Annotated in this window: 14 protein-coding genes and 2 pseudogenes; 5 read left to right on the top strand and 11 right to left on the bottom strand. The window is 41.0% G+C overall.

Annotation, left to right across the window (positions count from 1 at the left end; all coding sequences use genetic code 11):
• Nucleotides 1-1,122, bottom strand: coding sequence for a hypothetical protein (locus ABJV04_RS02845; RefSeq protein WP_348489668.1), 1,122 nt, complete (start codon nucleotides 1,120-1,122; stop codon nucleotides 1-3).
• A 982-nt stretch (nucleotides 1,123-2,104) separates the two neighbouring features.
• Entirely contained in the window at nucleotides 2,105-3,616 is a 1,512-nt protein-coding gene (locus tag ABJV04_RS02840) for a DUF2235 domain-containing protein (protein ID WP_348489666.1), read from the bottom strand.
• Nucleotides 3,617-3,849: 233 nt separating this feature from the next.
• On the opposite strand from ABJV04_RS02840, the pseudogene ABJV04_RS02835 reads away from it, so the two are divergent.
• Nucleotides 3,850-3,985, top strand: a pseudogene (locus ABJV04_RS02835) (IS256 family transposase); the annotation flags it as partial.
• Between the two features lie 1,901 nt (nucleotides 3,986-5,886).
• Here ABJV04_RS02835 and ABJV04_RS02830 read toward each other — a convergent pair.
• Nucleotides 5,887-6,057, bottom strand: a complete 171-nt coding sequence (locus tag ABJV04_RS02830) for a hypothetical protein (protein ID WP_348489664.1) — start codon at nucleotides 6,055-6,057, stop codon at nucleotides 5,887-5,889.
• 130 nt (nucleotides 6,058-6,187) lie between these two features.
• Entirely contained in the window at nucleotides 6,188-6,469 is a 282-nt protein-coding gene (locus tag ABJV04_RS02825) for a hypothetical protein (protein WP_348489662.1), read from the bottom strand.
• Nucleotides 6,470-6,557: 88 nt separating this feature from the next.
• Between ABJV04_RS02825 and ABJV04_RS02820 the strand changes: the two genes are divergently transcribed.
• Nucleotides 6,558-14,942 (top strand): RHS repeat-associated core domain-containing protein, encoded by an 8,385-nt coding sequence (locus ABJV04_RS02820; protein WP_348489661.1) that lies wholly within the window; start codon nucleotides 6,558-6,560, stop codon nucleotides 14,940-14,942.
• A complete protein-coding gene (locus ABJV04_RS02815) occupies nucleotides 14,912-15,322 on the top strand; it encodes a hypothetical protein (protein ID WP_348489659.1) in 411 nt (136 codons plus the stop codon). Before ABJV04_RS02820 ends, ABJV04_RS02815 begins: the two co-directional genes overlap by 31 nt.
• Nucleotides 15,323-15,347: 25 nt before the next feature.
• On the opposite strand, the gene ABJV04_RS02810 is transcribed toward ABJV04_RS02815, so the two are convergent.
• Complete coding sequence (locus ABJV04_RS02810; RefSeq protein WP_348489658.1) at nucleotides 15,348-15,737, bottom strand: helix-turn-helix transcriptional regulator; 390 nt, start codon at nucleotides 15,735-15,737, stop codon at nucleotides 15,348-15,350.
• Nucleotides 15,738-15,859: 122 nt separating this feature from the next.
• Here ABJV04_RS02810 and ABJV04_RS02805 point away from each other — a divergent pair, with 122 nt between their 5' ends.
• Complete coding sequence (locus ABJV04_RS02805; RefSeq protein WP_348489656.1) at nucleotides 15,860-16,777, top strand: CHC2 zinc finger domain-containing protein; 918 nt, start codon at nucleotides 15,860-15,862, stop codon at nucleotides 16,775-16,777.
• On the opposite strand, the gene ABJV04_RS02800 is transcribed toward ABJV04_RS02805, so the two are convergent.
• From ABJV04_RS02800 to ABJV04_RS02785, 4 genes are all read right to left on the bottom strand, one after another.
• Nucleotides 16,725-17,039 carry a hypothetical protein gene (locus ABJV04_RS02800; protein ID WP_348489655.1) on the bottom strand — a complete coding sequence of 105 codons (315 nt, stop codon included), beginning with the start codon at nucleotides 17,037-17,039 and terminating at the stop codon, nucleotides 16,725-16,727. The two genes, ABJV04_RS02805 and ABJV04_RS02800, sit on opposite strands and share 53 nt — an antisense overlap.
• 11 nt (nucleotides 17,040-17,050) lie before the next feature.
• Nucleotides 17,051-17,131 (bottom strand): hypothetical protein, encoded by an 81-nt coding sequence (locus tag ABJV04_RS02795; protein ID WP_348489695.1) that lies wholly within the window; start codon nucleotides 17,129-17,131, stop codon nucleotides 17,051-17,053.
• Nucleotides 17,094-17,327: a hypothetical protein gene (locus ABJV04_RS02790; RefSeq protein ID WP_348489697.1), complete on the bottom strand. Its 234-nt coding sequence runs from the start codon at nucleotides 17,325-17,327 to the stop codon at nucleotides 17,094-17,096. Before ABJV04_RS02790 ends, ABJV04_RS02795 begins: the two co-directional genes overlap by 38 nt.
• A gap of 494 nt (nucleotides 17,328-17,821) precedes the next feature.
• Entirely contained in the window at nucleotides 17,822-18,001 is a 180-nt protein-coding gene (locus ABJV04_RS02785) for a hypothetical protein (protein ID WP_348489653.1), read from the bottom strand.
• 79 nt (nucleotides 18,002-18,080) lie between these two features.
• Between ABJV04_RS02785 and ABJV04_RS02780 the strand changes: the two genes are divergently transcribed.
• Complete coding sequence (locus tag ABJV04_RS02780) at nucleotides 18,081-18,431, top strand: hypothetical protein (RefSeq protein ID WP_348489652.1); 351 nt, start codon at nucleotides 18,081-18,083, stop codon at nucleotides 18,429-18,431.
• A 174-nt stretch (nucleotides 18,432-18,605) separates the two neighbouring features.
• Here ABJV04_RS02780 and ABJV04_RS02775 read toward each other — a convergent pair.
• Nucleotides 18,606-19,559: pseudogene (locus ABJV04_RS02775) on the bottom strand (transposase).
• Between the two features lie 253 nt (nucleotides 19,560-19,812).
• Nucleotides 19,813-21,285, bottom strand: a complete 1,473-nt coding sequence (locus ABJV04_RS02770; protein ID WP_348489650.1) for a tyrosine-type recombinase/integrase — start codon at nucleotides 21,283-21,285, stop codon at nucleotides 19,813-19,815.
• Between the last annotated feature and the right edge of the window lie 674 nt (nucleotides 21,286-21,959).

Here is a 21,959-nt window from a genome sequence, read left to right as displayed (position 1 = left end):
TCAAAATCCTTCTTTTAATCGTTCCGCAGTGTCATATGCATTGTGAACAGATTTAAACAATTTAATAATTGCTTGAATCTTACCAATTCCTACCGACGGTGATCTCACCTTACTAAACTCATATTCAACATTTTCCAAATCCTGGGGTAGATTATCTGGATGTGCTTCAAATTGTTTCTTAGCTTTGACGAGTGTTTCTAAATCTATGTAATCTCCCGTGATATTGGTCATCATCCATCGGCAAGCCGCAGGCGTAGACACATATTCTTGTAAGTCATGCGTGTTCAGCTTTCTCACTGTCGTTACACGCTTGTTATAACCGTTACCGAGGATTTCACCGTCCCAACGCTTGATCCACGTAAAAGGGTCAAACTCATTGAAGATGTTGTAGAATAGTTCTGAGCAGCCACCAGGTCCTGAATTGAGTACTGAACGTTCTGGGTCACCAATATCATTCAGCAAGTTGACTAGCCGACTGACGTTCGCAAACATATAAATTGATTTGAACTTGAAATTGTCGACATCAAGCTCGGGATTTTCAGCACTATAGTTGGCATCCTTTTTTAACCACTTGGTTATTGTGTCATAAAGGACAGCGGTTCCCAGACTGTGAGCAATAATATGAATATCCTGACCAGGTTGAGCCTCGCTAATAATTTTATTCAAGTCTCTTGCTAGATTATTTCGAATAATTTCACCGTGGCTAGTGAGGCCGTAATAGATAATATCCATCCAATGCGTATAGAAAAACTTGTCATTACTGATCCCAGCAAGTTGACTGATTAGCTCATTAGCTAAATCAGCTCCCATACCGAAACCGGTAAGTGACGCAATATTATCCTTTAATGCTTCAGCTTTTTGTTTGTCTTTCATTAGAACATCGTGGAGATATTTAGAGTAATTAAATTCTCTTAGTTCTACTTTTTCTTCGAATTTGTAACCTTCAATCCCAAAGAGTTTTGCAGTTTCATTAATACCTGTGACAACTTCTCGTTGGGTTGAGGTAAGTCCATTGTCAGAATCTTGTTCAGCTTGAGCTACCTGAACTTCTGCGTTTTCTTCATCGAGTTGATGATGGGTGCCCATCCCATGGATCATGAGCACGATAGGGGGGATTGCCATAATACTTCCTTGTATGTTTTGAGATGATGAGCTTTAAGTATATTCGGTCATTTCCAAATCGCAATAAAATGAACAAAAATTAGTCAATCTCACTTAATAGTTTCAAATTTTAGCTTTTAACTTTTTGAAAAAATATTACTTTCGGTTATCCCTTTTTTACTGCCGTCATAAGCAAAAAAATGTGTATATTTACAGTGTGAAATTTAATTTAACAGGCATTCATGTGGATTTCCCTAACTTTTGTGATACCGAAAATAGCCAAGCAAACACTGTCAAAATTTAACACTTTACTCTGTCACATTATAACCATACTGACTTGAAGGCACGAGTGCTATGGCCTATAGAAATAGTTTACAGAATACCTCTCTCATCAAAGTCATAATACAGCGCGGCAAACTTCGTTAGATTACCGTATAACTATTCTACAGTTATTTACGTTTAATCAATTAATACTTCTATCTAATGGTGTGCAATCAAAGGTTGGCTCGCTAACAAGCCAATGGGAACATTTTGCAGAGTAGAAAAAGATTGAAAGTAAAACCGAACAGGGCAGTTAGGTGTTTTTTGGCATACACGGGTAGCGGAAAAAGCTTTTAAAAATTACACCGGTAACTGAACCTTTGTTTTGGTTACCGACAGAACCGTCCTTCACAAAGATTTTAAAATTCTATTAACTTGTAGCTGATTACTGCAAAGCAGTGCCGTCCCTGTGGATATTAGTGTGTCGTTAAACAAGTTTAACCTGAGGGCTAAATATGCCAATAGTGATATTGCTCTGAAATATTGGGCAGCAGCTATATCCTACACTGCTTATCAAAATGTATAAAAACGTCAGTCGATACCATACAGAGTAATATAGTCAAGCTCTATCCTCTGTTAGACATGTCGTATTCCATGTTCAAAAAGCTGTTTAGCAGAGGATAAAACAGGGCCCTCGATTAATTAAATGTCCGAGTAATAAACTTCCGTTCAATCAGAGTTTCTAAGATAACCTCTCAATATCAAGTTTCACGTAGCCGCGGTTGTTATCGTACATTGCCCAAGCATCGTTAGCGAAGCAATATAAATATCCTGGTTTTTCCACGGTAATGACCGCAGAATCGCCGAGAATTTCCATTTGTGGAGGAGGTGGGTTACCGTCATTTTTAGGACTTTCTTGATTAGCAATCACGCCAATTAAAGCAAACCAGTCTGCCACTTCAACGCGTTTTGTTAAAGAGACAAAGTCGTCGTTGTGTTCACTATTTCGAACTAGGTTTAAAGTTGTTTCGAACCAGCCCAGAACGGTGCCGAGCATTTGAACCAATTCGCCGGCATGAAATTTACCGTCACTCATACCTTTCGGCGAACACGGTATTGTCCTGTCGACCCATTCACCTTCGGCCTTACATTCATAGGTGCCTGCACTCAAATATATACCAGTCCAATACCAACGATGTTTAGCGTATATATCAACACTGACCTTACTATCTATAAACTCGCGATGAGATAAATATTTACCCTGCTGAATCGGGGACTCATTGAGCCGTTCTCTGGCATAATCACTCACATCACTGCTATCAATAACATTAGGAAATGCTCGTGGCAAACTTCGTAACACTTTCATGACACCAGAGTACGAATTATGTAATCGGTCCAGAGGGTTAGGGTCTATTTGCTTGATCATCCCATCATCAAACAATAATTTATGAGGCAGTGCTTTTAGCTCTGTGATCATCCATTCAAGTGTACAATCAGAAAGTCCCGTATCCTTGTAACCACCACCGATATCAGAATGTACACCCGGGAACCATACTTGTTTTACGTTACAAGTAGGCGGTATGACAGTCCAAAGTGTTGGGCTAAAACTACTTCTGCGTTCATCTAATGCGACTGCATGGCGAGCGAATCTGACATTTTTGCTGAGCTTTGTATTGTGAAACTTATACCTGTAAGGCCTATCGAATAAATTCAGTATTGCCTTATCATCAGGAATGCCTAATGAACCTACAGTATCCCAAACGCCTATAAAATAGACATTGTCAGAGCCAGGGTAAAATACGTAGTCGGAACTGGTATTCTTCTCTTTATAAGCCTTTTGGAACAAGTCATCGACAATATATTGTCTCGAACTTTCAGTATTAGCCTGTGTCTGTTTAAAATCCATTAAACCTTTTAAAGCAATAAGGCCACCTAAGCTTCTGGCGGTAAATGCACCTCGGCTGAAGCCAAATAAAAATACCCGGTCACCGGGTTGATATTTATCACTCAACCATTGGTAACAATCCCGGATATCTTCATTCAAGCCAATGCCAAGTAAACCACCGGTGATCCAGTCTATAAAACCTTGGGTGCCAACACCTGCCTGATACCGCGTGAGTTGCTTTGTATCGTCGGCTTCAAGTGATGAAAAGAGTTTGTGGACATTCGTTGGAGCTGGATATTCGCCATCCATGTTGTCTGCTGAATTCCATGTACCGTCACAACATACAACTAAGTTTCTTCCCTCAGACATCGCATCAATTCCTTTTGGTCATTGACAGTGTTAGCCAGAAAACGGCTGTTACAACCTCATTAACAACTGCTTATTTTATAGTCTACAAATTCCATAATATCAATCGATAAATTTCATTCCGTAAAGCTGCCTAAGACAGCTTTACGGAATGAAAAACACAATACTTAAACCAATGAAACGAGAAACTAATTACAAATTAGCGATAGATCACGCCCTGAAAACTCATCAGCACTCAAAAGGGCGAGAAGCAGCTTAACGGTTTCGATAAGCGGATTATCTCGTTGTGCGCGTGAGCGCGATATTCAGGTGCATTTCGAAGAATCCTACGGCGTAGAAGTCTCTCTAATCTTTATCTCTCAAGTTATTAATGAAGTAAAGCATTGGCATATTGTGATAAGCCCGACATCAATGTAGTATTTATAATGAACAATTTGGGTGCCGAGTGCCACCATCCAAGTCATTGCGCTTTCAGATTGCTGATTTATTATTAGGTCAGAACATGAACTCTCCAAAACGGATCTTTGCTTTGTTACTTTTTAGTTTTTCATTTCAAACATAAAAGCAAATACGGCTATTGTGGATGACTATGTCGAAATATCGAGTACGTTACCTCTATAAGGAGAAGTACATAAATATAGTTTCAGTATATCAGAAGACGAAAGTATCCATACCAAAGTCGCGGATATTGACGGAGGATTTTCAAAAAATCAAAAAATCAAAAAATATTTGCTTAAAAAAGTGCATATTTACAATGGAAAGCGTCTCTACTTCAGGCTCCATGTTGAATAATGTATCTTTTGTGATACGCAAAATAGCCACTCTAACTATATCAAGATTTAACACTTTACTCTGTCACATTATAACCATCTGGACTCGAAGGCACGAGTTCTGTGGCCTATAGATATAGGTCAGAGAATAGCTCTCTCATCATCAAAGTCATAATACAGTGCAGCAATCCCTGTTAGATTATGAGATTTTATTCAAATGTTTTTCACTTTAACCCTAAAACACATTATCAAACTGACTATTTTCTTACTCGTCCCATATATTTGCTTTGGTAGAGCAAATATTTAGGGGGAGGGCAGTTCTGTATGCCTATATTTTAAAAGGATGCAGAGGGGTGGGGTTAAGTAAAGGCTTATATGTGACCCCAGTGTGACCATGTATTTATTAAGGTTTTATTCCTGCCAACGAATGTTATTTCAAAATGATAAGAAAGACCAATACAACTATTGAGGTTGGCTAAAAAAATAATCAAATAACCATCACAATTCCTAAGAAATACAACGTCGGGCATCAAAAAAAACGGGCAATTCATGAAATTTTTATAGGAAATTAAGTATTCTGGCTGTTATTAAAAATAAAAAGGTTGTTAATTGTCCGTTGGAAAGTTAGGGAAATCGTTAGCCATCTGCCTCGATCAGATGTTTAAAGACGGATGGATAGACATAACGGAATACAATCGAAATAAAATGATTAGGCAGAAAGAAGAATGTGAATTAATTGGTAGAGACAGAACGACTTTATTTCGCTAGCGGCTAATCGGCAAGTTCCCAAAAACTATCGAGGAACTTGGGGACGGCTTAAGTGACGAATATTAGTGATCGAAAGTTGGTTGATTGAGCTTGAGGCAAGATCTACTTGTTGTCGCTCATGGGATTATTGAGCAGATGGAAGAAAAGCAGGTTTTCACATTGCCACTATATACTTATTAGTCCAATGGTATTCGAGCTAATTGGAGCAACACTGTCGACGCGGACAGCTCACTACCTTTCAATAAAAAGGCGACTGCCTTTATTCCGTTTTTTTGAAGGGAAATTTTAAGCAATTGTTTTAACGTTTTAAATTAATAGGGGGCTAAAATTGATGTTTAATATTTTTATTACCCATGGCTATTATAGTGGGCGGTGCGATTTTTGTGGCGAAATCCAAGGGAAATGATTTTCCGTTATTGTTAGTGAAGGCTTTTATTAACTATTAACTGAATTAGTCCTAACTTAATCTGGCATTTTTTAAATTAGGTTTGGACAAAATCTGACAGTCGCCAATGAGCGAAAAGCGGTCATAGCGCTGTCTTGAAAACTATGTTTCATCGTCGTTGTTTTCGAACAACCGAGAATTACTCGGTTGTTGCGCAAAACCTTAAAACGTTGGGACACCCAATTTTGCAACAAGCTGTTGCGAAATTGAATGAAGGGTAAATTTGAGCCTAAATAGCAGTCGTTTACTGACAAAGTTTCAATGTTCATAGTACGAGATCAACTTATCTGTTACAAATCATCTATGTCAACTTCGATTTCATCTTGGTGTTCACGCTCGCAAACTAGCTTTATTAATTCGTCATCTTCTTCAATTGCTGATGACAAAGATGCTTCATCATCAATCGTATCGTTAATTTTGACGTACTTTAGAATACCTCTCGGCTTGTGATCTTTGGTCATAAGCTAACACTTAATAAAGTAGTGAATACTGTAATTATACCACACTACAGCTTTTGGCACATTGCTGACTGTCAGATTAGGTCGAAAGCGTTTGGCCTTAAATGTCAGATCAAGTCTAAGCTACTACATATTAACTTTTTTGCTCCATTGAGCCTATCCACTTTTCAATTATATTCTGGATTACTGGGTAGCTTCCTTGAGAGACACTTTTTAAGCGAGCAAGTTCTTTCTGACACAAAGCTTGATAATTAGTTTTTGTAATCTGATTCTTTCCATTGTGTTTTTCTGCTTTAATACACTGCTTGTATGTCTCAAATGCACTTTCTATTAAATCTGGAGACCCGTTAAGATTTTGTGCAGCAGAGGAAAAGCAAATTAAAAAAGTGGTGCTTAAAATAGATATTCTGAACATCGACAAGTCCTTTTGTGAAAATTATTGACCATTCTTGATAGTTTGTTTATCGTATGTTTAAAAGTTGTTACTGTCAATGGACTGATAAATGTTGTTCCGCATTGGATTTTTTTTACTATTATTTACGCTTTCTGGTTTTGCTTCAGCCGGATATTTCACTAATTTACCCCCCTCACCGAACGGAACAGGTAATTACACGTTGTCATGGACATCTGAGTCTAGTGATTCTGGCGCTTATTTCCTATATGAAACCGTCGGCGGTTCGACCACTCAAGTGCATAGCGGTTACGGATCTTCAAAGTCCTTTTCTGGCCAAGCTAATGGCAATTACAGTTATGAGCTGAGAGGGCTCCAAGAGACCTGGGTTGGCGGAGAGCCAATGGTGCGGAATGTATCGATGGATACTTTTAGTTTAACTGTAAATATTCTATCAATACCTCCTAAAATGGGCACACCTAGTGCACCTTCCACTGATAATGATTACTCTATCGCGGTAACCTGGCCAGCAAGCTCTGGTCAATCAATCACGCAGTACCAATTACAAGTAAAAAAAGACTCTGGTGGCTACTCAACTAAATATACAGGCTCTTCCCGTAGTTACACTTATACCGCTGCCGCTGATGGTGTTTATTACTTTCGCGTTCGAGCATATAATGAAGCGGGGTGGGGGGCCTATAGCAGCACGGATTCCACTATCTCATCTAAAACTCCAGGGGTGCCTAGTTCTATTAGTGGAGTACCAAGTACATCAAGTACTGGTAGTTTTACTGTTTCGTGGGGATCCTCATCTGGCACTCTTGATAGATACAAATTATATCAACAAAAGAATAGCGGAAGTTGGACGCTCATTTATTCTGGCGGCAGTCGCTCAAAAACTGTTAGTCTAGATGATGGTACTCATAAGTACAGAGTCAAAGCGTGTAATACCACGAGTACGTACGAAGCCTGCAGTGGTTATCGCACTTCAGGTGAATCAAAAGTGGCTAAAACACCTGGAGTGCCAAGTTCAATCAGTGGTGTACCTAGTACCACCAACTCTGGCTCTTTCACTGTTTCTTGGGGAACTTCAACAGGCTCTATCGATCGCTATAGACTTTATCAACAAAAAAATAATGGCAGTTGGACTCAAATATATTCTGGCACTAGTCGTTCAAAAGCAGTTAGTTTAGGTGATGGTACCTATAAGTTCAGGGTTAGAGCGTGTAATAGCACTAGTACCTACGAGTCTTGCAGTGGGTATCGCACATCTAATGAATCTTTAGTCGCGAAAAAACCTGGTGTACCTAGCTCTATATCCGGTGTTCCAGGAACAACAAATTCTGGTTCATTTACGATTTCATGGGGAGTGTCTTCTGGCACCGTTGATACCTATAAACTATATCAAAAAATAAACGGTGGTAGTTGGTCTCAGATTTATAGTGGGACCACACGCAGCAAAGCTGTCAGTATCGGAGATGGTACTTATCAATTTACCGTTAAAGCCTGTAACAGCACCGGCAGCTACGAAACATGCAGCGGTCTGCGCACGTCAAACGAATCTTTAGTGGCAAAAACACCTGGTGTACCCAGTTCAATATCTGGCGTGCCAGGCTCATCCGGTAGCGGTTCATTTACTATAACGTGGGGAGCGTCTTCTGGAACGGTTGATACTTATAAGCTTTACAAAAAGTTAAACGGTGGCGGCTGGACTCAGATATACAGCGGGACGACTCGAAGTAAAGCTGTCAGCTTAATAGACGGTACTTATCAATTTACCGTAAAAGCCTGTAATAGTACCGGTTCTTATGAGACATGCAGTGGACTTCGCACCTCAGGTGAATCAAAAGTTGCTATCACGCCAGGTGTGCCAAGTTCAATATCGGGTGTGCCTAGCATGACAACCAGTGGTCAATTCACGGTTTCTTGGGGGGCAGCGACAGGAAATGTGAATCACTATCGTTTGTACCAACGAGTTGATGGAGGTACTTATTCGCAAATTTATTCAGGAACATCCCTCTCTAAGTCGATTAGCTTAACCAGTGATGGCATATATCAATATCGCGTGCGGGCGTGCAATGTCACTGGCTCTTACAATGCCTGCAGCGGTTATAAAACTTCAAGCTCAGCAAATGCAGAACTAGACCCCATTCCAGCGCCACTGAATACCATTTCGGATCAATCTGTTTCATCTTTAAATGGCGATGCTATGCAAAGTGATCTAGTGGGTGAAATTAAAGGCAATTTCAAAGTTGATGGCGGCGCATTTAGTTATAGCGTACCGATTGCCATTCCTCCTGGTCGTAAAGGTATGCAACCGTCGGTGTCATTAAACTATAGCAGCCAAAATGGTGCAGGTTTAGCGGGTTATGGTTGGAATTTGTCTGCTGGCGGTCAAATACATCGTTGTTCTAATATATACGATTTAGACGACAGTACATTGTCAGTTCTATACGATAGCGCTGATAAGTTGTGTTTTAACGGCTCTCGTTTAATTGCTACTAATAAAGCTGATTACGGCAAGGTCAATACTGAATATCGCACGGAAAGGGACCCTGGATTTACCATTAAGCAGCTAGGTGGAACACTTGCACAAACTAATGCTTATTTCATTGTTTATTACCCTGATGGAAAAACATCGACCTATGGAATTTCGGGTAATGCGAAAGTGACTCGAAGTGGTCATTCAGTTCCAGAAAGGTGGCTACTCGAACTGGAATCGGATACTTACGAAAATGAAGTTAAATATTCTTATAGTAGTGAAACGGGAAATAAATACCTTGCCAATATTTATTACACTGGACATAACGGTACTTTGGGAACACGCAGAGCTAAATTTATCTACGATACAATTAATAGTGTTGAAAATTATTCGTTCGGTGGTAAGTCAGTTTCAAATAAGTTGTTGAGTAGAATTGAAATTTGGATAGACAATGAAATAAAATCTAACTGGCGAATCAATCACTCCCAGCCAAACAATGATAATGTTCATAACTATTATCGAGTGGATAGTCTTCAATATTGTGAAGATAACGCAGCCTCTAATTGTTTAACAACAAATTTTGATTGGTTGCAAATGGATTATAATTATACTGATTTAGCGCCCGATCCGAATTATGATGACGCCCGTCAAATCCTGCAAATTACCGACCAGTTTAAGGTCGGTGAGCCTATTGAAAAAGCCAGCGATTTTGATGGTGACGGTGTATTCGATGTAACATCCGGTGAGGGAATTTATTTGTCTGACGGAGGATTTGTTCCTGGTTCGGATTTTCCTATTTGGCCAGATGAAGCTCCGACCGAATCGACTGACAATTCATCCTTTAAGCCACACTTACCGATTTTAGGGCATATGGACTATAATTTAGACGGTAAGACGGATATCGTATACAAAGGCACAGACGGTAAATTGATCATTGCCACCATTGTAAATGGCAATAAACAATTTTTATACAATACACAAATCGATGCGACCTGTTATTTAAGTTATGCCAATCTTCAATCCATGACTTTTTGCCCCAGTTTTGTCATCGATTTTAATGGAGATGGACGGCAAGATTTACTGGTTGCAACTAAAGCTGAGACATCAAATCAGTATGATTCCATTATTACATACAAAGCTTATCTTCGAAATGAAAGTGGTGCAGGTTTTAGCTTCGCTGGTGAATTTCCATATAATTTAAATAGTGCACAGTCATCTTCACTGGCTCCGATTGACGTCAATGGCGATGGACTAATAGATATTGCGCATGCGAATGTGCGAGACACAGCCATTTGGTTACAAACCTCATTTAACGCAAATAACCAAACAGTCAGTTTCACGCAGAAATCCGTTAATTTGAATACCACATACGATACAACCAAACGCAGAAATCCAGGACGCTGGATTGATCTTAACGGTGACGGTTTACAAGATATTCTTACTTTGGGGTTAGCTAATCCTTCAGATGATCTTTATTCTTTTTACGCTATTTTTAACAAAGGCAATGGACAGTTTACTGCGGCAGTTAATACTGGTAGAGAAGAACTCGCAGAGTTGACATATAACGATATTGTGAGCGATCAAGATGAAGGACAAGTACGTAATAGCTTCATTAAAATCTTAGATTTTAATGGCGATGGTAGACAGGACTTATTAGTTCCAACGACTAAAGGACCTTATACCTATCAATGTTACGACCATGCAACAAACCAAGATTGTGTAGCCGTAGATGGAGCAGAGTCTCCACGATTCCATTCATACGATGTATATCATTGGGAAGTGTGGCTAACGGATGAAAGTGGAAGTACATTCACGACTTATGAATTGGATGATGAAATAATTGGTGCCTTAGCAACAATGAGTATTATTGATGTCAATGGTGATGGACTAGATGACTTTGTTAGTGGTATTGGCTTTGAATCAAGTGCGCAAAAACGGCGTTGGTACTATGGGTCGAAAACCGGTGGAGCTGGAAATAATCCCCGAGGCTTCTTTATTTTTGAGCGTGACGCTACCGATGAAAATGTTATTCATCGTGTCAGCACTGGAATGGGTACCAAAGCTGAGGTTGCCTATACCCAATTAAAACATGTGTTAACCAGTGATACCGGACTAGCGGCCGGAGTAGGTCATCCGTATGTTAATTTCAGTAATACTATGCGAGTGGTTGAGCGCTTCGAAACAGATAACGGATTAGGCTCACTTAACCCTACTACCTATGAATACAGTACCCCTGTGGCGCATATCGCTGGGCGTGGGTTCCAAGGTTTCAAAAAGATTATTGAAACCAGTACAGATGTGAATTCCGAACATACCACCGAAACGGAAATTGAGTTTTATCAAGCGTTTCCTTGGTCTGGTATGGTGAAGTCAAAAACACAACGGGATGCGGACAATCAACAATTGATGTCAACCTATGATGTTAATTCTTATTTTCCCAACAATAACGAATATGTATCGGGTGAAAGTTTCTGTTTTTATCCTTCAGAAACGGAGACCCATAGTTACAAAGAAGGTGACGTAGAGACCACCGTAATAACCACACAAAATGACTTGTGTCAGACAACGTTCAGCAAAAAGACCGTTGATGATGATTCAACTATTCTAGTTACAGAAGTTGATACGGTTTATGTGACTATGGGCAGCAATTATATAAAACTGCCAAAAACAGTAGAAAATACTAAAAAGGTTACTTTTAATTTGTCAGGATTACCAACTGGCGAACGTCAAAATAAAAAAACGAAGACCATATATAGTTACACTCCTGAATTTGCCGTTTATAAAATTGAAATTATGAACAGCAGTAATGATACCGTGCGTGAAACTTCCATTCCAAATTTTGATATCTACGGTAATCCGCTCAAAGTCAGCATAGGTGACCGCTGGACTACGTCAACCATGACCGACGATGGTTATTTTGTGCAAGCCACTCAGAATCGCCAATGGGGAGCGAATATTGATGTTAGCTTCGCCACATATGATCGATTAACTGGTGCGATGCTAACTCAAAAAGATGTTCAAGGTATTTTAACTACGAATACGATTAATTTCCTAGGTTCCATATCTAAAACCCGTGTCACCAAAAACGGCCAAAATATTGTGCCACCTGTTTACACTCAGCTAACGTGGGAGTCAGGAGACTATGCGGTAAGAGTGAAAACGGTGCAAGACGGCGCACCTATCACAATGGAATACAAAGATTCGTTGGGTAGAACCATCAAACAGATGAGTACCGCTTTCAATGGCACTTGGGTAACAAGTGAAACCTTTTATGATGCACGGGGCAATGTGGTAAAACAAAGCACCCCAACTAGTTACTTTTCCCAACAAGACAGCGTGAAATATGAAAATTATGATATTTGGGGGCGTCCTGAATATAAGGTGCAATCTGATGGCTTGGTGGGTTATACATCTTGGTATACCTATAATGGTCAAACCACCACTATTGATGTGGGAAGTACGTCACTCGCCTTAGGAGAGAGTGTTAACGACATAGGGAATAGCAGCCCAACGGTAGGTACCATGTCACGCACTTACAATAGTCTTGGGCAGTTGCTAAAAACCGTTGATGTGAAAGGCAGTGCTACCTATTACGCCTATGACAGTGCGGGCAATCCTGATTATATTAAAGATGCTAAGGGCAACATAATTACGGCTCAATATAATGATATTGGGGAAAAACTCAGTTTTGACGACCCGAATATGGGCACTTGGAACTTTACCTATAATGAATTTGGCGAGCTGGCAACACAGACTGATGCAAACGGCAATGTGTCGTCGCCGAGTTACGATTTTATGGGCAGAGTGACAGGTGTCAATGGTCGTACATGGGATTACGATAACAACAATGATAAAGGGTTACTCTTTTCTACTAATTCTGGCGATGGCGAGGTAAAAACCTTTACCTACGACAGTCTAAGCAGAATAAAAACCGTGGCTACGCAAATCGACGGACTGACGTTTAATCAGGAATTTGCTTATCACAGTATCTTAGGCACCATGAAAGGGGAAAAAACACCCAGTGGCGAAGTGCTAGGTTATACCTACAATGATTATGGTTACCTAACCAGTGAATTTCGACATTTAGAAACAGGCGATGAAATACTGCGTCAAATTGACTCCATGGATGCACTAGGTAATGTTAAAGTTCAGAAGTTTGGTACCAACATTTATCAAAAATTCACCCGAACCGCCACAGGCGCGGTGCAATCTGTCTGTGCAGGTACTAACAGTAGTTGTAACAACGCCTATCAGAATATCGATTATGATTTTGATGGCATGGGGAATTTAACTAAACAGCATAATCTTATTACCGGCTTTAAAGAAGAATATGTTTATGACGAACTAATGCGTGTGCAAGCAGCACAAGTTAAAATGGGCTCAATGGTCGTTGCCAATTATGATTACGATTATGACGTTGTGGGCAATATCTTAAATAAAAGTGATTACGCCAGTAGCTTTACCTACAACACCAGTCGTAGTCAGGGCGGTAACGCGGGCCCCAATGCTGTTCGACGTATTGCCAAAGGGGGAAGCAACTACTACTTTACCTATGATAATAACGGTAACATGTTAACCGGAAATGGACTAACGCAGACCGTTTACAACAAAGACAATAAGCCGACTAAGTTAGTCAAAAATGGCACTACTACTTATTTTAAATACGGTGCCGACGGGATGCGATACAAACAGACCAAAACCACAGGTGGGCAAACCTATGTTACTTATTACGTCGGTAAAGGGTTTGAACGCGAAGTACAACCTGGCAACAAGGTGTTGGAAAAAACCTATGTAGGGAATCACACCACACTTTACAAAACTGTTTCAGGCGCACCGGACTATCCTGCTGGTGTAGTGCATAGTTTACTTGACCGTCTGGGTAGCCCCAGCACCTTAATAAAAGGCAGGACCAGTTCACCTGTAGTGCTGCGTTATCGTGCCCACGGTATATTTGGCAAACCTATCGATGCCGGAACCGGCTCTATCTTGGATTCATTGAGTTCATGGGATGGCCAATATCGCGGATACACTGGTCATGAACAGCTAGTTGAACAAGAGCTCGTGCATATGAACGGGCGGGTGTACGATTACAACCTTGGCCGCTTTATGTCGGTAGACCCCTTCATCCAGATGCCTGAAAGTAGCCAAAGCATTAACCCGTATTCGTATATTATGAATAATCCGATGGCGGGGACGGATCCGACGGGGTATATTGCAAGAGGAACCAATGCGTCGAATTGGCGGGACAGTTGCCTAGATCCTCATGGATGTTTGACTACTAAAGCCGATAGGGCGATTGCTAAATATACTGGAAGCGGGCAGAAAAACAGTCAAATGTCTTTTGCTGCTACTAAAATGGTTGATTTGCAAAGTTTTATCGGTTTCGCGTCTCGGGATGACAGTAAAAAAATGGTGCTACATGATATTGCTGATGATATTATGTTGACGCGTGAAATTGAGGCGGGGGTATTACTACAAATAGATGACGCTTCAGCTTATCACGCAGGTGGGGAATCAATTGTTGATCGCCAACTCATTGATATTGATAGACAATTGCTGTTGGGCGAGATTACAGTCGAGGAACGTCAAAACGTTGTTGAAACAATGGCTGAAGGTATGGCTACTGCTGTTCCCATGGATGCTGCTGCGTTAGCTGGAATTCGGATAGTAAATAGAGTTACAAAGGGAGGAAGTGTATTAGCTAATGCTTCAACCTCTGCGTTTAGAGCCGCCGACAATGTTGCGTCTTGGATTCCAAAAAATAAGCATTTGTTAGACTCTACCGCTAAAAGATCTGCGAAATTTAATACGAATAGTTTTGATGATGTACAGTCAATAGTAGCTGAGGCTTTGCGTTCCCCTAACGCCAGGTTTATGACCAATAACGCCGATGATTCCTTCCGTGTTGTTACGGATCTCGGAAGGACTGTCGGTTCAAAAGGTCAGACATCAGTCAGAGTAATAGTTGGTAATGATGGAAAAATATGGAACGCTTTCCCCGTAAATGCAAATTAGAATTTGAAATCATCGAAAAGCCGAACTTTCCTATAACAAGCAAGGCTTTGTCTGAAACTGAAGGCCGATTATTAGTCTCAGTTGGCAAAGATATTGTTTTCGATGAAGAAGATATTTTGTTAGCTGAGTTTTATTTGGCATTAACCGTTTGGGTATCCCAAGGTTGTTTAAATAATTTTAAGTATGATTCAATGGATTATGAAGATTCGCCTATCTTTGAAGTTAAAGTAGAAGATACGTTTGTACACATCACATCTGTTTGGATGGATGACAATGTTAGTGCTCCTGTTAAAATTGAGAAGCAGCAATTTCTAGATGCGGTTAACTCATTTATACATCAGTTTGAAATTGAGCTACCTGAAATAAAAGAAATATCTTAATCGCAAGCCCGCAAATGCGGGCTTTTTAATGTGCGGTTTGCTGTATCACTGTCTCTAACATCTCCATCACAAACTTCTGTTTAGACTTGGGCAATTGGCTTATCTGCTCAACTTGCTTTAGCAGCTTAGGTGCCGGCCCTCGCTTTTTCCCATGAGTCGGTGTAATGCCAATCAATTCTTCTACGGATATCGCCAAGACTTCGGCTAGGGTTGGCAACATAGAAGAAGGCACTTTCCTAATCCCTTTTTCAAACGATGCCATGTGCTGTTGTGAAATGCCTAAAATCTCTGCAAGCTGCACTTGCGTTATCTGCTGCTCTTTGCGCAGTGACGCGATCTTCGCACCGAGCTGTCTAAAAAAATCGTTGTCGTTCTTGGTCATCTGGTAACAGTAATGATTGATTGCAGACGACATGATCTTACCCCCGCTTTTTAATTAATCCTCAAAGTGCTGTTGATAATACCTCAATATGAGGTTTTATTAAGTCTAGTTATTTTTTTATAAAACCTATTGACAGAGTTTCGAGAGGAAACAGCATGGCACGATTAGCAGACGAGGTAATTACGCGGATAAAACAGGACGTGTCTTTATTGCGTTTGGTAGAAAGCCAAGGGCATAAGGTCACGAAACAAGGCAAAGACTATGTGGTGTGCTGCCCCTTCCATGAAGAAAATACACCGTCTTGCATTATTAGCCCTAAAACCAACTTCTTTAACTGCTTTGGCTGCGGCACGGGTGGCAGCGTGATTGACTGGGTGATGCTTACGCAAGGCGTGAGTTTCCGCTTTGCCTGTGAGTTGTTGCAGAAAGACTTAGGTTTAATCACCGAAGCGCCGAACAAGGCACCGAGTAAAAACACGACCACCAAACTCACGCCACCCTTAGCCGCTAACGCCGATAGTCAGACTGCGCTGAAGCAGGTTATCGACTATTACCTTGAAACCTTCAAGCAATCGCCGGAAGTACAAGAGTATTTACGCTCGCGTGGCTTGGCGCATCCCGAACTCATAGACCGTTTTAAATTAGGTTTTGCCAATCGCACTTTAGGGTATCGCCTGCCAGAAAAGAACCGCAAAGCCGGTGCTGCATTGCGCGGCAAACTGCAAGAGATTGGCATTTTACGTAGCCGTGGCCACGAGCACTTTAACGGTTCATTGGTGGTGCCGATCATGGACGAGCACGGCACCATTACTGAGGTCTATGGGCGTAAAATCCTCGGCAATCGCCTGCGTAAAGGCACCGCGCAACCTCTGTATTTACCGGGCCCGCATGAAGGTGTATGGAATGTTGAAGCCTTCAAGGCCAGTAACGAGATTGTCCTCTGCGAAGCCTTGCTGGATGCCATGACCTTCTGGGTGTATGGCTTTCGCAATGTCACCGCCAGCTATGGCACATCGGGTTTTACCGCGTCTCACTTAGCCGCCTTAAAACAGCACGGTTTTGTTTTTTTATAAGGTCTAGTTTGTGGCTGTCCAAGTTATTGTGCTTGTGATAATTGATTTGGGGTTTAAGCTTATCCCACTTTTCTTCTAACTCTTTAGAGGTGCCTGACCATTCTTTCGCTGCATTAGACGACATATCACAGTCATCAATCGCAAACAACTCATTGCCCAACAATCCTCGCTCATGGCATATCAATAGCACTTGATCAAACACCAATTCAATCTCACTTCTACGGCCACTGATAAATGCCGCGATGGTGGTGAAGTGCGGCACAGAATCACAGCTCAACGCCTTAAATATAATATTGTTTTCGTAGCACCACTGAATTCACGGCTTGAAGTAATACCTTTCGAATAAGCAAACAAAATAATCTTCAGCAGCGCAGCCGGGTCGTAGGTAGGATGGCCTGTTTCGACATTTAGGGTAAAACACCGACAGGTCCATCTTATCTTCAATCAAATGATGAATAGCATATTTAGACGTTACCGCTGGAAGTTGGTCTTGGTAGTTAATCACTACCTTAGTGTTTTGTTGATAATTAAGAGGGATAAAGCGTGGCATCACCAAGGCTCCTTTCGCCTAATTGATAATACCTATCGGATCACAAACCATGATCTGAGGGAAGTAAAAACGAATGAAAAACAAACTAATTTAGGGTTTTTCTACAGCCTCAACACCCAAATAAAGGGCACGAACACGGCGGCTATAATCGGAACGAAGTGACACAGCCGCCGTGTTTGTGTCCCAGCAACCTTGCGAGCGATTTAGTGTGATTGTTACGTTCTTGTGTACGTCCAGCATGGGCATGAACTAATGAGGTGAAAGTCCTCTGTAGGAAGATCACCGTTTATTTAAGTTACTGTTATTAAACGTTAACTACTAGCGAATGGCAAGGGCCAAACCGCGAGGTTTTGTCTGAAGGAAGCCGGACGCAAATCTGCGAGCTGATGAACAAGAACATCATATGAGGCGTAGGCTGAAGGTGAGTTGGCACAAGACGACGAAACCACGTGATCTAACGGCCACCGTAAATGATGCAGCAGTGCAGAGACAGTTCATGCTCTTATCTGGGGAGATCTGCTTAACAAGCGACCGATAATTAACCAGTCAGGCTCTGGTATATAAGTGTCTCGGCCTTTGAATGTCATCGACTCAAAGGAGCGAATGATATGAAAACCGATAGCGTCAACAGGGGTAACTTTGTTAATGATTAAGCAGAAGTCAGCAGACGGCATAGTAGCCAAACGCCCATCGTAATGGTTGGGACACGGTGAAGGCCTGAACATTTAGAACAACGGAGGAGCCTTGTCAGACTTGAATACACGAATGCCGTCCGGTAGCGACGAGACTCAGCGTATCGATAAGCAGCCAGCCTTTAGTGTAGATCTACTCGAACCTATTCTACAACCGTCTAATATATTGGCGGCATGGAAACAGGTTCGAGCCAATAAAGGGGCCGCTGGCATTGATGGGATGACCATTGATGACTTCCCCGTTTGGGCAAAAGATGGAAACTGGAAACGTATAATGGCTAAGCTACGCTCAGGCCAATATCATCCATCACTGGTTAGACGCGTTGAAATTGATAAACCCGATGGCGGTAAACGTCAACTGTGTATTCCAATCGTAAAATACATGGACAGGCATCTTTTAAGGCTGTGGTGATAGTGGTTTATAAATTTTATTGAAGATAACACTGGGGTGTTCAGTTATTCGTAAATACATCTGGAAATCATTTATTTGTGACGATTTATCGTCATTTAAGTGAATTTAGCGCAAGGGGGGTCTTGTCTATTGGTGTAATAAACAGGTGAGGTGATAAATTATTGGTTTGCGGCGTTAGCAGATAGAGCTCTTTTGCCGACGTTTTCGTTTATAGCGTTTTAACGTGTCTATTTGTCCGGCTGCTACGCTAAAATTAGTTTCAAAGGTTAAAAACATATCTTGCCAGGAGTACTCATCCAACCCTAAGCGCTGCAATATGGGTGATTTTCCTATATCAATTGCCCCTCGTTTGCCAGGATTAAGACTGCGACCAGATAGGTCAACCAGTTTCATATATTCGATTAAATCGAACGTTAACCCTTGCGGTTGTGGCTGGCGTGGATTACCAACAAAGGGCATTAACCTAGATGGCTGATACCCTTTTTTGAAATCGTGAATACGGCGTTTAATAGTGGTGTGGTTAGATGACTCTGGTGTTGTTGCCATTTTTGCTCGTATAGGATTTAAATCCACATACACCATACAGACTGCTAAGGCATGTTCATCTAACAGTGCTTGTGATTTGAATCGTCCTTCCCAAAAGTGACCGGTACAGTCGTCTTCCTGGTTCGCTTGTCGAGCAATAGGCTCATTCAATTCTCGCATAAACCAGCTAATATCGGTTAATCGACTTCGATAGACTGACAGAGTCGAATGTAACGTGATTTGTTCAGCGTCGTTGAACACCGTAGATTCTTTTGAGGCGAACCTTTGTGAGAGCAAGGTGCCTTTGTGAAGCTTGTGCCTGCGCTGTGTAATCTCTTTGTCCGTCCAGTGTTTTGCTTTGTCTGAATTTACATGTAACACCACATGGGTGTGATTACTCATCACCGCATAGGCACAGACTTCAATGGCAAATACGGTGGTTAAAAATAGCAACCTATCTTCTACCCATTGGCGACGATGCTCATAGCTCTTGCCTGTCAGTTTATCTTCGCCATACAAAAATGCCCGTCGAACTCAGCGCGAAATACAATGATAATAAAGGGTATCAGTTAGGCTAATTTGTCGCTTCCTTGCCATTGGCATCATTCACTCCTGAATAATTAATACTGATGTTCTTGTTGTTTTTATCAAAGTGATGACTTTCCTCAATCTTTTATTTTAATGGCTTAAGTGATGAGGCTATTTATTTTGATAAAATTTCGGCTGTACATTGGGTATGGTGATGAAGTGGTTGTGGACTATGAACTCAGAGTTGTATTTAAATCAATTGAGAAACTTTTTAAAAATAGTGTAGCAGGCGACATTTCCGCCAGAAATCGCCTGCTGTAGTTTTTTATTAAACGGGTTTTGAAGCCCCGTTTGTTGCAGAACTTTCAGTAGCAGAGCTTCTTGCCACCGTTTTCGACATCTTGCTCAGAATATCTTTGGAATCACTAGGGCATAAATGACCGTAATGCTTTTCAATCATTGCTATAGATTTATGACCAACGAGCCTCGCGATGTGAAGCAGAGGTACGCCAGCAGAAACAAGCCTTGAGATAAAGTTGTGTCTTAGTGAATACATAACGATCTCGTTGGGAAAATTGCCAAGTTTAATAATATTTTTCCACAGGTTTTTGTGGGCTTGACGATCGTGTTGGCCTCCTGATTTGTTAGAAAAAACAAATCCATCATGGGGGCTTCCACAGTCCTTGTGCCAACTATCGATAACGTCATATAGTTCGTCGCTCATCTGAAGCAGGATCTTAGCAGGGTTGTTTAGGTCTCTGGTTTTCTTTGGTATTACGTGAATTTCACGTTTATCAAGGTCGATACTGTTTTTACCCCCTGCCTGCCAAACCAAACTATACAGATCGCTTTGACGAAGCCCAGTATGCAACATCGTTTCTGAGAAAGGCACTAACCAGTGTGCATATGTACATAGATCCAGATCAGGCAGGTATGCTTTACCGTGTTTTCGACTGTTACGCCTTTCAGCTTTCTTTTGCTCATTAAACTTAGCAAGTCCCTTATGCAAGCAATCTAACTCTTCGTTGGTTAAAGCGCGTCTTTCCTCTTTATCGTTATCGTGCTCCTGATCATTCTCTTCTGAAGTTGGCTTCGATAGTTTAAAATCGGCCAACGGGTTTCGATCAATATAGTTAAACTCCTTACTACCCTCAATCCGTGTTTCACTAGCAGATTGAAGTAGTGAAAATAGCTTGCCGAAATCAGATTTTATTGTAGATCGTTTGATCCCTGCTTTTAACCTTTTGTTTTCCCATTTTTCAATCTGCTTATGCTCAATCTCACTCATAGGCACGTTGAACAAAAACTCAAAGTGACGCACGATTCGCTCTCCCATTTCTTTGCCTGATCGTTTTCCAGCCAAACTGAGTAAATATTGCTTTTCAAAGTACTGGCCAAGTGTTATCACTTTTCTCTTTTCCAACAAAAGCTGCTTTTCGATTTCTTCTAGCTTGGCCTCTGCCTCAAGAATAGGGTCTTTACCATCCCTAATTAATTGATTCACTTCAAGCGCCATCATAGTCGCATGCTCAAAGTTATTGGTTTGAGCATTATAATGCCCCAAAGACATCTTTTTCCTGCCTCGTCCCGGTATTGTTACCCTGAGTTGAAACGTAGCACCTTTTTTGCGTTTGATTAAAGAAAGACCTTCCGTTTTATTACTGCTAAGCGCGTCGCCAATATTGAACTCTGCACTTGAGAGAAATTTATTAATCGCGGTAACAGTCATCGAGCTAGGTACTACCTGTGAGCGCTTTTTTTTAAGACTAGGCTTATCAGTCTTACAATTATTAATGTTCATAAAAATTCCTTTGTAGTTAAGAACACTGAAAACCTATCACACGCTCAACGCTAATTTACATTTGAGCTCATAAAAATGTCTCAAACAAATATATCAAAAAAAGGGGCCAAAAAGGAACCAGTTAACTGAATGAAAATAGTTGGTTTTAAACCGAATTAAAGGGGTTGATGTTGTTGGATATTTAGTTTTTTGTGCTATACGGGTTTAAAATACAAGGGGTTACACTGTATTTTTACACTTTTATTTTTTTTCACTATTCATTTGTATTTGAAATGGGGTGTCAGGGGTCGGAGGTTCAAATCCTCTCACACCGACCAATTAATCACCTGTCTCATGGCGTAGTAAGAAACACTTCAAATACTCTTCATTTCTTTTAGAAACCAAAATAGTACCAATTTACCCTTTTTATTCTTGTTTTGACATTCTCGTCGACGGTCGCTTTAACCCTACATTTGTTGATTTATGATTGTGGTTTGATGGGCTGTGCCCATGGCCTGAAGACCATGCTAAAAAATGCGGTTTTATTTATCCTTTCTGTAGGCGGTGGCTTCAGCCCCGCGATTGTTGATTTATGATAGTGGTTTATTGGGGGGCCATGGCCTAAAGACCATGCTACAAAATGCGGTTTTATTTATCCCTTCTGTAGGCGGTGGCTTTAGCCCCGTGGTCGTTGA

This window comes from Aliiglaciecola sp. (assembly GCF_039982535.1).
In the GTDB taxonomy this organism is placed as follows: domain Bacteria; phylum Pseudomonadota; class Gammaproteobacteria; order Enterobacterales; family Alteromonadaceae; genus Aliiglaciecola.
This window is presented reverse-complemented; position numbering and strand designations above follow the sequence as displayed.

Bases quoted from the DNA above. Each gene is read 5' to 3' on its own strand.
- ABJV04_RS02845 (WP_348489668.1), bottom strand. From the start codon at position 1,122: ATGGCAATCCCCCCTATCGTGCTCATGATCCATGGGATGGGCACCCAT.
- ABJV04_RS02840 (WP_348489666.1), bottom strand. From the start codon at position 3,616: ATGTCTGAGGGAAGAAACTTAGTTGTATGTTGTGACGGTACATGGAAT.
- ABJV04_RS02830 (WP_348489664.1), bottom strand. From the start codon at position 6,057: ATGACCAAAGATCACAAGCCGAGAGGTATTCTAAAGTACGTCAAAATT.
- ABJV04_RS02825 (WP_348489662.1), bottom strand. From the start codon at position 6,469: ATGTTCAGAATATCTATTTTAAGCACCACTTTTTTAATTTGCTTTTCC.
- ABJV04_RS02820 (WP_348489661.1), top strand. From the start codon at position 6,558: ATGTTGTTCCGCATTGGATTTTTTTTACTATTATTTACGCTTTCTGGT.
- ABJV04_RS02815 (WP_348489659.1), top strand. From the start codon at position 14,912: ATGGAACGCTTTCCCCGTAAATGCAAATTAGAATTTGAAATCATCGAA.
- ABJV04_RS02810 (WP_348489658.1), bottom strand. From the start codon at position 15,737: ATGTCGTCTGCAATCAATCATTACTGTTACCAGATGACCAAGAACGAC.
- ABJV04_RS02805 (WP_348489656.1), top strand. From the start codon at position 15,860: ATGGCACGATTAGCAGACGAGGTAATTACGCGGATAAAACAGGACGTG.
- ABJV04_RS02790 (WP_348489697.1), bottom strand. From the start codon at position 17,327: ATGCCACGCTTTATCCCTCTTAATTATCAACAAAACACTAAGGTAGTG.
- ABJV04_RS02785 (WP_348489653.1), bottom strand. From the start codon at position 18,001: ATGCCGTCTGCTGACTTCTGCTTAATCATTAACAAAGTTACCCCTGTT.
- ABJV04_RS02770 (WP_348489650.1), bottom strand. From the start codon at position 21,285: ATGAACATTAATAATTGTAAGACTGATAAGCCTAGTCTTAAAAAAAAG.